General features: G+C 64.1%; 10 protein-coding genes. 6 read left to right on the forward strand and 4 right to left on the reverse strand.

The genetic code is table 11. The annotated features are described in order from the left end of the window. The first annotated feature begins 69 nt into the window (after window positions 1-69). The 4 genes from ACIOU9_RS06235 (at window position 70) to ppk2 (ending at window position 7593) form a co-directional block, all read left to right on the forward strand. Complete coding sequence (locus tag ACIOU9_RS06235; protein ID WP_402696339.1) at window positions 70-1038, forward strand: quinone oxidoreductase family protein; 969 nt, start codon at window positions 70-72, stop codon at window positions 1036-1038. 276 nt (window positions 1039-1314) lie between these two features. Beyond that, a complete protein-coding gene (locus ACIOU9_RS06240; protein WP_105658135.1) occupies window positions 1315-5250 on the forward strand; it encodes a Pls/PosA family non-ribosomal peptide synthetase in 3936 nt (1311 codons plus the stop codon). Between the two features lie 13 nt (window positions 5251-5263). Then, window positions 5264-6565, forward strand: a complete 1302-nt coding sequence (locus ACIOU9_RS06245; RefSeq protein WP_105658136.1) for a M1 family metallopeptidase — start codon at window positions 5264-5266, stop codon at window positions 6563-6565. Window positions 6566-6696: 131 nt separating this feature from the next. Next, window positions 6697-7593 carry a polyphosphate kinase 2 gene (ppk2, locus tag ACIOU9_RS06250; RefSeq protein ID WP_105658137.1) on the forward strand — a complete coding sequence of 299 codons (897 nt, stop codon included), beginning with the start codon at window positions 6697-6699 and terminating at the stop codon, window positions 7591-7593. Between the two features lie 22 nt (window positions 7594-7615). On the opposite strand, the gene ACIOU9_RS06255 is transcribed toward ppk2, so the two are convergent. Beyond that, window positions 7616-8296 carry a 4'-phosphopantetheinyl transferase gene (locus ACIOU9_RS06255; protein ID WP_105658138.1) on the reverse strand — a complete coding sequence of 227 codons (681 nt, stop codon included), beginning with the start codon at window positions 8294-8296 and terminating at the stop codon, window positions 7616-7618. Continuing rightward, window positions 8296-9810, reverse strand: a complete 1515-nt coding sequence (locus ACIOU9_RS06260; protein ID WP_181148894.1) for a DUF5129 domain-containing protein — start codon at window positions 9808-9810, stop codon at window positions 8296-8298. The genes ACIOU9_RS06255 and ACIOU9_RS06260 overlap by 1 nt, the downstream gene beginning before the upstream one ends. A 294-nt stretch (window positions 9811-10104) precedes the next feature. Between ACIOU9_RS06260 and ACIOU9_RS06265 the strand changes: the two genes are divergently transcribed. Together ACIOU9_RS06265 and ACIOU9_RS06270 are read left to right on the forward strand one after the other, a co-directional pair. Continuing rightward, window positions 10105-10626: a phosphoribosyltransferase gene (locus ACIOU9_RS06265; RefSeq protein WP_105658140.1), complete on the forward strand. Its 522-nt coding sequence runs from the start codon at window positions 10105-10107 to the stop codon at window positions 10624-10626. A 207-nt stretch (window positions 10627-10833) separates the two neighbouring features. Further along, on the forward strand, window positions 10834-11316 hold the full coding sequence (locus ACIOU9_RS06270; RefSeq protein WP_105658141.1) for a GNAT family N-acetyltransferase: 483 nt from the start codon (window positions 10834-10836) through the stop codon (window positions 11314-11316). Here the strand turns inward: ACIOU9_RS06270 and ACIOU9_RS06275 are convergent. Together ACIOU9_RS06275 and pheT are read right to left on the reverse strand one after the other, a co-directional pair. Beyond that, entirely contained in the window at window positions 11313-11522 is a 210-nt protein-coding gene (locus ACIOU9_RS06275; protein WP_105658142.1) for a hypothetical protein, read from the reverse strand. The two genes, ACIOU9_RS06270 and ACIOU9_RS06275, sit on opposite strands and share 4 nt — an antisense overlap. Before the next feature lie 153 nt (window positions 11523-11675). Next, entirely contained in the window at window positions 11676-14219 is a 2544-nt protein-coding gene (gene pheT, locus ACIOU9_RS06280) for a phenylalanine--tRNA ligase subunit beta (protein WP_105658143.1), read from the reverse strand.

Here is a 14219-nt window from a genome sequence, read left to right on the forward strand (position 1 = left end):
ACTGGCCCTAGAGACCGTCCCGGCATCGCGTGCCGGGATCGAAACACGCAGCTTAAGGAGCGCGGCACTATGCAGCAGCAAGCCATTGTGGTTCACGAACCGACCGATGCCAGCGGGCTGGTCCCGGATCAGATCCCGGTCCCTGCCCCGGGCCCGGGCCAGCTGCTGGTGAAGGTCGCGGCCACCGGCGTGAACTTCATCGAAACCTACCAGCGCAGCGGCGTGTACACGGTGGACTACCCCTTCACCCCGGGCAGCGAATTCTCCGGCGTGGTGGAGCAGATCGGCGAGGGCGTGCAGAATTACCAGGTGGGCGACCGGGTGGCCACCGCCTCCGGCTCCCGGGGCTACGCCCAGTACGCGCTGGTGGAAGCCAAGCGCGCGGGCAAGGTGCCCGATGCGGTGAACCTTAACATCGCCGCCGCGCTGCCGCTGCAGGGCATGACCGCGCACTACCTGGTGCATTCGAGCTACATGGTGCGCTCCGGCGATACCGTCTTGACCTACGCGGGCGCTGGCGGCGTGGGCCTGATCCTCACCCAGCTGCTCAAGCTCAAGGGCGCCACCGTGATCACCACCGCCTCCACGCAGGAAAAGAAGGACCTGGCCAAGGCGGCCGGAGCCGACTACGTGGTGGATTACGACCAGGTGGCGGACACCGTCGCGCAGGTCACCGGCGGCGCGGGCGTGCACGCGGTCTACGACGGCATCGGCAAGGACACCTTCGAGACCTCGCTGGCAGCCCTGCGCCCGCGCGGCACCCTGGTGCTCTTCGGCGGGGCCAGCGGCCAGGTCCCGGACTTCAACCTGCAGCGGCTGAACGCCGGCGGTTCGCTGAGCGTGACCCGGCCGAAGCTCGATGACTTCCTGGCCACCGAGCAGGAGCTGCACTGGCGCTTCGGCGATATCTTCGGCTGGGTAGCCACCGGGGACATCGATGTGCGCATCGGCGCCGAGTTCCCGCTGGCCGAAGCCGCCGCGGCCCATGCCGCGCTGGAATCGCGCGCCACCACCGGCAAGGTCATCCTGGTTCCCTAGCGATGGCCGGGCATCCGCAGGCTGGGCATGCCGGCATCTGCCCCGAGAGCACCGGGGCGATGCCGGCATTCACCGCGCGCTCGTTGCTGCCGCCGGTCCGCAACAGTTGAGAGATGCATGACACTTCAATCAGATTTTTCCGCTCTTAACCCGTAACACGCTTTAATGGTGACTGGAACCCTTGCGTTCCACCCCTCCAGGATCCACTTCACTTCTGGGACGCTCTCCCCCAGCGACCCATCTTGCACTCTTAGTGAAGGGACGGATCCGATCAGCATGGACAACGAACGAACTCCAGCGCCGGATGCACCAATCCATCCACCCCAGTTCCCCTCCGGAACCCTGGCGCCGGCTGCGCGCACCCTTATGGACATCCTGCAGGCCACCGCCCAGGCTCATCCCGATGCGCCGGCCATTGACGACGGCGAACGCGTAGAGAGCTACGCGGAGCTGCTCGAAGAGGTCAAGAACAAGGCCCGGCGGCTGCATGCCCAGGGCCTGGGCGCCGGCGACCGCATCGGCGTGCGCGTTGAATCGGGCACCCGGCACCTGTATGAATGGATCCTCGCGATCATGTGGGTTGGGGCCGCCTATGTCCCGGTCGATGCCGATGACCCCGACGAGCGCGCCAAGACCGTGTTCACCGAGGCCGAAGTCGCGGGCATCATCAAGGGACGCGATACCGTCGTGGCCGATAGCCAGCGCCCCAAGCCCTTTGCGAACCCGCGAATGCCTGGACTGGAAGATGACGCATGGATCATCTTCACTTCCGGTTCCACCGGCAAGCCCAAGGGCGTCGCGGTCACCCACCGTTCGGCAGCGGCCTTCGTGGATGCCGAAGCGAAGATGTTCCTGCCCGGCGATCCGCTGAACACCACCGACCGGGTGCTCGCCGGACTGTCGGTCGCCTTCGATGCCTCCTGCGAGGAAATGTGGATCGCCTGGCGCAACGGCTCCTGTCTGGTCCCGGCCCCGCGCGCCCTGGTGCGCAGCGGCATGGACCTGGGCCCGTGGCTGATTTCCCGTTCCATTACCGCCGTTTCCACCGTGCCCACCCTGGCGGCGCTGTGGCCGGCGCAGGCCCTGGACTCGGTGCGCCTGCTGATTTTCGGCGGCGAGGCCTGCCCGCCGGAACTGGCCGGGCGGCTAGCCACCGAAGGCCGCGAAGTCTGGAACACCTACGGACCGACCGAAGCGACCGTGGTAGCCTGCGGCGCCACCATGGACGGCAGCGTGCCGGTACGCATCGGCCTGCCGCTGGACGGTTGGGATCTGGCGGTGGTTGATACCGAGGGGATCCCGGTCGCCGAAGGGGAATCCGGGGAGCTGATCATCGGCGGCGTGGGACTGGCCCGCTACCTGGATCCGGAAAAGGATGCCGAGAAGTACGCGCCGATGCCCACCTTGGGCTGGGAGCGCGCCTACCGCTCGGGCGATATGGTCATCAATGACCCGCTGGGGCTGATCTTCATCGGCCGCGTGGATGACCAGGTGAAGATCGGCGGTCGGCGTATCGAGCTGGGCGAAATCGACGCCGCGCTCAACTCCCTTCCCGAAGTTTCTTCCGCGGCGGTAGCGGTACGCGAGACCGCCACCGGCAACAAGGTCCTGGTCGGCTACCTGCAGGCAGCGGAAAACTACGATCTGGGGGCAGCGCGCACCCGCTTGCTTGCCGACCTGCCAGCGCCGATGGTGCCGATCCTGGCGGTGATGGGCAGCCTGCCGATGAAGACCAGCGGCAAGGTGGACCGCAATGCGCTGCCGTGGCCGTTGCCGGGCGCCGAACTGGCTGCCGAGGGCTCCGGCCTGCCCGAGCTCGATGAGACCGGGCAGTTCCTTGCCGAAGCTTGGCGCGGCGCGCTGGGCGCTTCGGCCGCCGGCCTGGACGCCGATTTCTTCGCTTCCGGTGGCGGGTCGCTGGCCGCGGCCCAGCTGGTTTCGGCACTGCGTGCCTGCTACCCGGACCTGACCGTCGCGCAGCTCTACGACTACCCGCGTTTTGGCGCACTGCTCGAATACCTCGGCAGCCAGCAGCAATCCGCGACGCCGGCGCAGCCGCGCATGGTCAAGCGCACCCAGCGGGGAACCCAATGGGCGCAGTCCCTGGCCGCCGCGCCGCTGTTCATCCTCTCGGGCCTGCGCTGGTTCACCTACCTCATGCTCGGACACCTGTTGCTGGTGTTCCTCGGTGTTTTCGAGGCGCACCTGCCGACCCCGTGGTACGTGCTTGCCGGCCTCTGGCTGGTCTTCGTGACCCCGGTAGGGCGCATGGGCCTGTCCATCGCGGCCACGAAGCTCTTGCTCCGCGGCTTGAAGCCGGGGACCTACCCCCGCTCGGGTTCGGTGCACCTGCGCCTCTGGGTGGCCCAGCACATCGCCGACGTGGTCGATCCGGTGTCCTTGGCGTCCGCTCCGCTGCTGCCTTGGTATGCGCGGATGCTCGGTGCGCAGATCGACCGCACCGCGACCATGCACACCCTGCCACCGGTCACCGGCATGCTGCGAGTCGGCCCCGGAGCCTCCATCGAGCCCGAGGTGGATATCTCGGGCTACTGGATCGACGGGGACAAGCTGCACGTGGGCACCATTGAGATCGGCGCCCACGCCTCCATCGGCGCCCGCAGCACCTTGGCCCCCGGGGCAGCCATCGGTGCGCACACCATCGTTGAAGCCGGATCCGCGGTCTACGGCCAGGCCCGCAGCCATTCCCGCTATGCCGGTTCGCCGGCGCAGCGCGAAGGCAAGGCCAAGCCGAAGTGGCCAACGCAGGAACCGGAGCACAAGGCGCTGCCCCGTATTCTGGGCGGCATCGGTTCCATGGCGTTGAACCTCGCACAGTGGCTTCCGGTGATTGCCGCGTTGCTGGCCATAGCCCCGGTACTTGGCAGCGCGCAATCGCTGGCCGGGATCGGCTGGCGGTTCATTCCGGCCGTGCTGCTGGGCGCCACCGTGTGGTTCCTGGCCACCATGGTGCTGACCATCGTTATTGTCCGCCTGCTTTCCATCGGCCTGGCAGAGGGGTGGCATCCGGTCACTTCCCGCGTTGGCTGGCAGGCCTGGGCTACCGAACGCGTCTTGGATACCGCCCGCGACCTGCTCTTCCCGCTCTACGCCTCGCTCTTCACCCCGATCTGGCTGCGCCTGCTCGGTGCCAAGGTGGGCCGCGACGTGGAGATCTCCACGGTGCTGCTGATTCCGAAGATGACCACCATTTCCTCGGGTGCGTTCCTGGCCGATGACACCATGGTTGCTTCCTATGAGCTCGGTGGCGGCTGGATGCACATTGCCCCGGTTCGCGTGGGCAAGAAGGCCTTCCTGGGCAACTCCGGCATCCTGCATGCCGGGCGCCGGGTGCCCAAGCGCTCGCTAATCGCGGTGCTGTCGGCCACGCCGAAGAAGATGAAGGCCGGCACCTCGTGGATCGGCTCGCCCCCGCACAAGCTGCGCCGCACCACCGTGGAAGGCGAATCGGATCTGACCTACCGCCCAACCCTGAAGCTCAAGGCGATGCGGGCGGGGTGGGAGCTGACCCGTGGCCTCGCGGTGTTCACCACGGTCGGAATTGCCGGCGGCGTGCTTTGGGCGCTGTCCGCCTTGACCGCCTACTTCAACCCGCTGGTCGCGATCCTGCTTTCCGGCGCGGTGCTGGTCCTGGCCGGAGCAGTCGCCGCCCTGGTGGCGGTCGCCGCCAAGTGGCTGGTGGTTGGCGTGATTCGCCCGGGCGAGCACGCATTGTGGAGTTCCTTCATATGGCGCACCGAAATGGTGGATTCCTTCACCGAGCTGGTCTGCGCCCAATGGTTCGCCCACTTGGCTTCGGGCACCCCGGCCTTGGTCTGGTTCCTGCGCGCGCAGGGGGCAAAGATCGGCCATGGCGTGTGGTGCGAGAGCTACTGGTTCCCGGAAGCGGACCTGGTGACATTGGAAGACCACGCCACGGTGAACCGCGGCAGTGTCCTGCAAACCCACCTGTTCCACGACCGGATCATGTCCATCGACGCGGTGTCCCTGGGCGCCGGGGCAACGCTCGGCCCGCACAGCGTCATCCTGCCCGCCGCGCGGATCTCCGAAGGCACCACCACCGGGCCAGCCAGCCTGGTGCTGCGCGGCGAGGTGCTTCCGGCAAATACCTACTGGCGCGGTAATCCGGCGGTACGCTGGAACATCGAACCCGAGACCAAAGCCGAGCAACCGGCTGACCAACAACCCTGAGGATTCCCCGCCGATGCCCCACCGCATACTCGATGAGTACACCAAGCACCATGGGTCCCCGACGTACACGGTGGAGCACTATGACCTGTCGTTGGTCATCAAGCTCGCCAGCAACCTGCTCGATGGCCGGGCCATGCTGCGCATCCGCGCCGTGGAGGATATCAATGAGGTCGCGTTGAACCTCAGCGGATTGAAGATCATCAAGGCCACCTGCCAGGGGCGCAAGGTGCCGGTGGCAAAGAAGCACCACCGGATGGTCGTTTCCCTGCCAGCAGTGGTGAAAGCCGGCGAGCGCGTGGAGCTGAACCTGCGCTATGCCGGCAGCCCGCAGGCAGAAAACGGGCTGTGGGGCGAGCTTGGCTGGGAAGAGCTCACCGATGGCATCCTGGTCTCCGGCCAGCCAGTAGGCGCCTCGACCTGGTACCCGTGCAACGACCACCCCAGCCACAAGTCCAGCTACCGCTTCGAGATCTCGGCGGATGCCGGCTACCGCGTCGTGGCCAATGGCCAGCTGGTGGACCATCGCCGTTCGGCCAGCCGCGAGACGTGGGTCTACGAGCAGCGTGAGCCGATGGCCAGCTACCTCGCCACCGTGCAGATCGGCCGTTATAGCCAGATTCCTTTCGATGAAGGCGGCCACCTGGTGGCCTACTCGGTTCCGGGAACCGAGGTGCCGGTGCGCGGCGCGTTCGCGAAGCAGACGGCGATGGCCGAGCTGTTCGAGCGGAAATTCGGCCCGTACCCGTTCGAGAGCTACAAGATCGTCGTGGTCGATGACGAACTGGAGATCCCGCTCGAAGCCCAGGGCTTGAGCATCTTCGGCAAGAACCACTTGTCGCTGCAGTGGGAAGCCCAGCGCCTGATCGCCCACGAGTTCGCGCACCAGTGGTTCGGCAACTCCCTGACTCCGGGGCGCTGGAAGGATATCTGGCTCAACGAGGGTTTCGCTTGCTTCAGCGAATGGGTGTACTCCGAAGAAGCCCAGGTGATGGCGTTGGACGAGCGTGCCCGCCACGCGTGGGCCATGCTCGAAGGCTTGCCGCAGGACTTCATGGTCGGGGACCCCGGGCCCCAGGACATGTTCGATGACCGGGTGTACAAGCGCGGAGCGCTGGCCCTGTATGCTCTGATGCGGCGGCTGGGCGAAACGGACTTCTACACGATGCTTCGCCAATGGACCGCCACGCATCAGCATTCGACGGTGAGCACGCAGGAATTCGCTGACCTATTGGGCCACTACGCACCGGCGGAAGAGATCCAGGACATCCTGGACGCATGGCTGTTTTCCGAGGCGCTTCCGCCCTTCCCTGCCTGATCGGCGCACGGTGCCATGATGTTCCGGCCAGGTCCGCAGGGCTGTTGTCCTTCATCACAAACAACCCTCTGGCTTGGTCTTGTTCAGCATTTGTTCACAGGCTGTTCACCGGATGGCTCTACGGTCATTGCATGACTGTAGAGATCCCCCTGCTCGATGAAGCCTTCCAGGGCTATTCCGTCCTCGATAACGACGATGACGATCCGGTGCTCGTCCGCGCCGATGGAAGCATCGTCGATACCTGGCGGGAGAACTACCCGTATTTCCAGAAACTGGATCGCGCCACCTACGAGGCTGAAAAGCGGGCACTGCAGATCGAGCTGCTGAAACTGCAGAAATGGGCGAAAGCCCATGGCCGCCGGATCATGATCGTTTTCGAAGGCCGCGATGCTGCCGGCAAAGGCGGCACGATCAAGCGTTTCACCGAACACCTGAACCCGCGTGGCGCCCGCGTGGTGGCCTTGGAAAAGCCGAGCGAGCGCGAGTCCACCCAGTGGTACTACCAGCGCTATGTGCAGCATTTCCCCTCGGCGGGCGAGATCGTGCTCTTCGACCGCTCCTGGTACAACCGTGCCGGCGTCGAACGCGTGATGGGATTTTGCACCGAAACCCAGGTGGACCACTTCCTGGAGCAGACTCCCGCCTTCGAGAAGATGGTCGTCGACGAGGGCATCGACCTGGTGAAGTTCTGGTTCTCGGTGTCCGCCAGCGAGCAGCTGACCCGATTCACCATCCGCCGCATCGATCCGGTGCGCCAGTGGAAGCTCTCGCCCATGGATCTCGAGTCCCTGGATAAGTGGGAAAAGTACACCCAAGCCAAAAAGGAAATGTTCCTCAAGACCGATACGGAGCATGCACCGTGGACCGTGGTGAAGTCCAACGACAAGAAGCGCGCCCGGTTGCAGGCGATGCGCCACGTGCTGAACCTTTTCGAGTACAAGGGCAAGGACCACCACCTGGTAGGCTCCCCCGATCCGAAAATCGTGGGCCGCGCGGCCAAGGTGATTACCCACGGCGAAGAATTCTAGATCCGTTCCCGGTGCACCGCTGCTAGGGAACGATGACGCAGGTCCCCAGCAGCCCTTGGCCGCGCGGTCCTTCGGCGATCCAGCGACCGCTCATCGATGCGAGAGCATGCTGCGCGGCGACCGGTCCCGTAGCCCGGATTCCGGCGTGGAAACGGTGGGACTGCGCATCGACGCGAATCTCGCATTCCAGGAAATCCAGCCACTGCCTGGTCAGTGGGAACCACGCCTTGAAGATGCTTTCCTTGGCGCTGAAAATCAGCCGGTCCCAGGCGATGCCCGGATGGTGCGCCGATAGCTCGGCGGCCATCACCTGCTCTTCGGGAAGCAAGATGATGTCGAGGATTTCTGCCGGCAGCGGAGCATGCAGTTCGGCGTCGATGCCAAGGCCGCGAATATCGCTGGTGGAGGCTACTGCCGCTGCACGGAAGCCAGCGCAATGGGTCATGCTCCCCACCACGCCAGCTGGCCAGATCGGTGCCCGTTTTTGATCTGGAACCAAGGCAACGCCCGCATAGCCCAGTTGTGCCAGCGCTCGGCGAGCGCAGACACGGACAGTACGGAATTCCTGCTGCCGCTCAGGCACCGCCTCGGCGATGTACCGTTCTTCTTCCCCGTAGGATCGGCCGTCTTCCAGCTCGGTACGCGACTGGACCACATGTACCGAAGACGGCAGCAGTTCTGCGAAGATATCGTTGCCTTCCATCAGAAGCGCGAAGATCCGCCAGCGCCGGAGAAGCTTCCGCCACCAGAGTATCCGCCGGAGACTCCGCCCGACGAGCTCGCTGCTTCACGCGACTCAGCCACTGCGCTGACGCCCGCGGAATATCCGTGGTGGTAGCCACCCACGCGCCAATACATCGATGCGGGATTCAAAACGTCCAGGATGGTGCCGGAACGGCCGTCATATGCCCCGGATTCATAGCGGGATTTCTTCAATGCCGATTGCATGTCGGCCTTCTCTTCGGCACTTTCCGCATACACTTCGATTTGAGCTTGGGCGAAGACATCCAGCTTTTCGGTCAATTCGGCACGCAACTCCGATAATCCATCGAGCGCTTGATCCACCGTGATCGATTCTTCCTTCAGCTGCACTGACAGTTCGCCGAGCTGCGTGGTTGCCATTTCCCGGTAGGAAGCCAAGGCGGCCGCGCTGCCCATCAGTTCCGGCTCTACGTCGTTGAGCAACTCCCTGATCTCGTCGAGGTCCTCTTCTAGCGGCTCGGTCTGTGCATGCCACGCCTCTTCCCAGGATGCTGAACGGGTATAAAGCGCCGCCGCGGCGATGATGGCGTCATCGGTCAGGTCCAGGGACTGCGCTGTTTCGCGGAATTCCTTGGCGAAGCGAACGCCTTCGGAGCCGGACCGCTCCTTCTTGCCCGAGTCTTCCAGTGCCTGCTGCGCTGCAAAACAAGCACGGTATTTGGCCATGAACTTGGTGAAGCGCTGCTCCAGCTCGGCTGCATGCCCTGAAACCGACGGCAGCGTACGAGCCGCCAATTCGGTTTCTTCCAGATCCATCGTGACGTTGGTCAGGTGCAAGGTCCCCTGATGCAGTTCTTCCGCGAAAGTTTTCCGACGCGTTGACCGAGTGTGCAGTGCGACGCCGCCGATAATGGCAGCCACGAGGCCTCCGACGCCCGTGGATATCCACAAGGCCGGGTGCTGGTACCAGGGCCGATTCATGATCACGGCCGCCTGATCGGCTACCGCAATGACGCCGTCGGTCCACCGGGATAGATTGAAGTCGTCGTAGCCGGCTTCGTGGATGCTCTCCATGGAGCTCTCTGAGACCTTGCGGTCTTCGCCGAAGTACGTGCCGATCTGTCCATCTCCTTCTCCTTCGATGGACAAGGTGATGATGAACAGGCCGTCGGCCCAGTAGTCGCCATAGTCTTCGGGCTTCCCTGATATCCATTCCGGATGGGATGACTTGGCGTATTCCAGCGTCTTGGTGTTGATGTCATCGGAGTATTCTCCGTTGCGGGCGTAGATTGCCACGTCCGTGGGCTCGTTGAAATCGAGCTCGTCCAGTGCATCACGCAGCCGCTGCTCATTGAGCTTGCCGGTGGAATCCTCGATGGTGACTGATTCCAGGTTCTGCCCGGCCACGACCTGCACACCGGTGGCAGCTTGCGCGGCAGGCAGGGCGCCAGCCAGCCCCAAGGAAAGTGCCGCTGCGGTACCGGCTAGTCGAATGCTCCGGGTTCGTGGGCCCACGATGCGTCTCCTTCTTTCGAGTTCCGGGTTATCTCCGGCTGATGGCCTTTCTCCTATCCTAGCGAGCCGGGGTGTGGCATCGATCATCCTTAAGACGGCTTTCGGCGCATTGGGGCCGCAACGCGCTTGTTCCAACCGGGATTCGCCGAAAAGTGATGGATTCCTCAAGCAGGTGCATTGCATGCCTATTCATGCCTAATCAACGGATGGGAATCCTCCGGGCATGGGAGGAAAAAATGATCGATTGGTTTGAACTGGACAGCACCGCACCAAATTCGGGGCTAAAATTGCAGAATGACTAGCATTGACGATTCCGGGGCATCCGTCCTTTCAGAACCAGAGCGCGAGATCCTCACTTGGGACACCTTCGGTGAAGCTTCCCGCGAACTGGCACAGACCATTGTCGACGACGGCTTCGAGCCGGACATCGTTCTGGCAGTAGCACGAGGCGGCCTGCTGCTGGCCGGCTCGATTTCCTACGCTCTGGGCGTCAAGGCCTGCGGTGCGCTGAACGTGGAGTTCTACACCGGCATCGGCACCGTCCTGCCGGAGCCAGTGGTTCTTCCTCCAATGCTGGACGATGGCCACCTGCGCGACAAGAAGATCCTGATCGTTGACGATGTCTCCGACTCCGGCCGCACCCTTGAAAAGGTTGTCGATCTGGTGTCCGCCTGGGGCGCCGAGGTCAAGACCGTCTGCCTGTACACCAAGCCGCGCACCATCATGGTCCCGGATTACGAATGGCGCCGCACCGACAAGTGGATTACCTTCCCATGGTCGGATCTGCCACCAGTTACCGCTGGCGCAGCCAAGTAAAGTACTTGAATATCAGCAGGGAACGGCGAGCTTTCGCCGTTCCCTGCTTTTGTTTTGAAGCTACTGCCGCGGGCGCAAGTCGAGGCTGAATCCGGGGCATTGCGGAAAGTCCCCGGTGAAATCGGCTTCCATCCCGAAGGACTCGTAGAAGAACTACGGCCAATGAAACAAGTTTGCGCGCGCTTCGTTCCCGCATAGGCTGAACCCATGGGTCCTTCACTGCTGCTAACGCCAATGACCGAGGCGGATGCAGATTTCGTTGCGCGCCTGGCTGCAGACGAACGCGTCATGGCCCATATCGGCGACGGAAGCACCTGGAGCCCGGAGCACACCGCGCAACGCGTGGAACATGCCCTGAGCAGTCCGGAGATCTCCTGGTTTATCGCGCGCCGCCAGAATTCTCCGGTTGGACTTTTCACCGCTACCGAACGCAGGCATGCCACCGAAATCGGCTATTGGATCGCCCCGGAATGCTGGGGCCAAGGCTTGGCGAAGGCAATAGTCAGCGAGGGGCTCGCGCAATTGCAGGAAACCGGTCGAAGCGCATTTATCGCTCGTGCCGATGCCTCGAATATCGCCTCGCTGAAAGTGCTTGCCCGTTACGGGTTCATCGCGCAGGCGAAGGAAGGCCCTGGGCTCATAACGCTGACACGGGTTATTCCCACTGTACCGGTGCCGCCAGCCAGCTAGGGCGTGTAGGTTTCCGATGGGCGGAGCCTATCGGGTGCTTCTTCCTCTACCGTAGCGCTCGGGGTCGCCGGTTCTTCGAGGTGGGTTCCGGCGCCACGCTGGATAAACAGCACCGCTGCCCAGCCTGCCGCGATGAGGACGGCAACGGCCAGGATCCCGAGGAAGAACACCAGCAGCACAGCACCGCATGAACGCAATCCCTTCACTTCAAGCCTCTTCCCTCATCTAGTCGCATTGTCGGGATATCCCAGATCAAGTGTAGTCCTCAACCTGTCCAACCCGGGCACGGCGACAAAGCAAAATGCCCTGCCGCTTCCCGATCATCAGGAGAGCAGCAGGGCATCTGTCAGGCCAAAAGCCTAGCGCTGGGAAGCGCCGAACTTCTCGGTAGCCGCAGCCACCGCGGCGGCACGAGCCTCGGACGCCTCGTCGGCGGTCAGGGTGCGGTCGGCGGCACGGAACCTCAGGCCGAAGGCCAACGACTTCTTGCCGTCTTCGATGCCCTGGCCCTGGTACACGTCGAACAGCGCGATGTCTTCGAGCAGTTCACCGGCGCCTTCGCGAAGGGCGGCAAGCACATCGCCAGCCACGACGTCCTGGTCGACAACCAAGGCCACGTCCTGGGTAGCCAGCGGCTGGGCGGACAGGTGCTGCTGGGCCACAACCACTGCAGGTGCAGCAGCCATCAGTGCGGCAGCATTCAGTTCCATGGCCACGGTACGTGCTGGCAGGTCCTGGTCCTTGAGCAGCTGCGGGTGCAGTTCACCGGCGTAGCCAACGACCTGCCCGGAAACCTTCAGTACTGCAACACGGCCCGGGTGGAAGGCCTGGTGGCTGCCCTGGGCAACCTCAAGCTCAACGCCGAGGACATCTGCCGCGCAGTGCGCCGCATCCAGCGCGTCAGCCCAGTCCCAGGCACGCGGTGCGAAGCCGGCCGCAGCCGATGCTTCGCGGCCGGTGAGAACCGCGGCCAGGTGCCATGGCTGGTTAGGGACGCCGTTGAGCAGCTCGGCCAGGACCTCATCGCTTGGCTTTTCACCTAGCGGAGGCAGAACCGAGGAGCCCAGCTGCGTACCTGGCAGGAAGACGAGGCCTCCTTCATACAGCGCCAGGTCGCGGAAGCCACGGCCGATGTTGCGGCGAGCGGTTTCCAGCAAGCCCGGCAGCAGCGAGGTGCGCAGGAAGCGGAATTCCTTGGAAATCGGGTTGGCCAGCGAAATGGCCTTGACCTCGGTACCGGCTTGCGCAGCACCAAAGGTGCTGTTCTGCGCTTCGGAAACGAACGGGTAGTTCAAGACCTCGGTCAGCCCTGCATCTGCCAAGCCCTGCAGCAGGCGGCGGCGCTGGGACTGGGCGCGGGTCAGGCCACGGCCCGGAGGGGCCACAGGCAAGGTCGCCGGGATCTTGTCATAGCCGACTACGCGGGCTACTTCCTCGACCAGGTCTTCCTTAATGTCCAAATCCGGGCGCCAGCTTGGTGCGGTGACCAGGAAGCCCTCGGCGTTCTGCTCAACGCTCGCGCCGATGCCTTCCAGCGCGGTGATGGTCTGCTCATCGGTGTAGTCCACGCCGATCAGGGCTCCCGCGAAACCTGCCGGCAGCTGGATCTGGGTGTCGGCAGGAATCTGGCCCGCGTCGGTGGCCTTGGCGGTTTCGGTGCCGCCGGCCAGCTGCACCAGCAGGTCCACGGCACGCTGGGCCGCGATCTGCATGATGCGTGGGTCCACGCCGCGCTCGAAGCGCTTGGAGGCTTCGGAAGGCAGCTTGTGGCGACGGCGCGAACGGCCGATGGACACGGTGTCGAAGTGAGCGGCTTCGATCAGCACGCGGCTGGTCGAATCCGAGACCTCGGTGGCCGCGCCGCCCATGACGCCGGCAATGCCAATGGCGCCGGACTCATCGGTGATCAGCAGGTCCTCGACCGACAGCTCGCGTTCCTTGGCATCCAAGGTCACCAGCTTTTCGCCGGCGTTGGCGCGGCGCACGGTAATCGCACCGGCCAGCTTGTCAGCATCGTAGAAGTGCAGTGGCGCGCCGAGTTCCAGCATGACGTAGTTGGAGATATCGACTACCAGCGAGATCGAGCGCATGCCGGCCAGCTGCAGGCGCGAAGCCATCCAGCGCGGGGTCGGGAGGCTCGGGTTGATGCCGGTGACCTCGCGGGTCACGAAGCGGGTGCAGCCCGGTACGCCGTAGATCGGCGCTTCGTCGCGGAGCACTACCTCATGGCCGGCTTCGGTGGCTTCCGAAACGGTCACGATCGATGCGGGATCGGTGAAGGAGGTGCCGGTGGCCAGCGCGTATTCGCGCGCTACGCCGCGGATCGAGAAGCAGTAGCCGCGGTCCGGGGTCACGTTGATCTCCGCCGCCTGGTCATCCAGGCCGAAGAGCTCGAAGACGTCGGTGCCCAGTTCCGGGTCCAGGCCCAGCTTGGACAGGACCATGATGCCGTCGTGGTCTTCGCCGATGCCCAGCTCGCGGGAGGAAGCGATCATGCCCGCCGAGGTGTGGCCATAGGTCTTGCGCGGCGAGATCTTGAAGTCCCCTGGCAGCACGGCGCCGGGCAGGGTGACAACGACCTTGTCGCCTTCCACGAAGTTGTGCGCACCGCACACGATCCCCTGCACGCCCGAGGGGTCGATGCCCTTGCCGGTCAGGGTCTGCTCGGCGCCTTCTGGAACCACGCGAACCTGGCACCAGTTGATGGTCTTGCCATTGGAGGCAACTTCCTTTTCCAGGGAAATCACCTGGCCGACCACGATGGGGCCCGAGAGCTCATCGCTTGGACGGTGGACATCTTCTTCTTCGAGGCCGACCTTGACCAGGTCTGCCATGACGTCTTCAGCCGATGCATCGACTGGTACCTGCGCGTACTCGCGCAGCCAAGATAGTGGAATACGCAT

It is taken from the genome of Glutamicibacter sp. NPDC087583 (genome assembly GCF_044743685.1).
In the GTDB taxonomy this organism is placed as follows: domain Bacteria; phylum Actinomycetota; class Actinomycetes; order Actinomycetales; family Micrococcaceae; genus Glutamicibacter.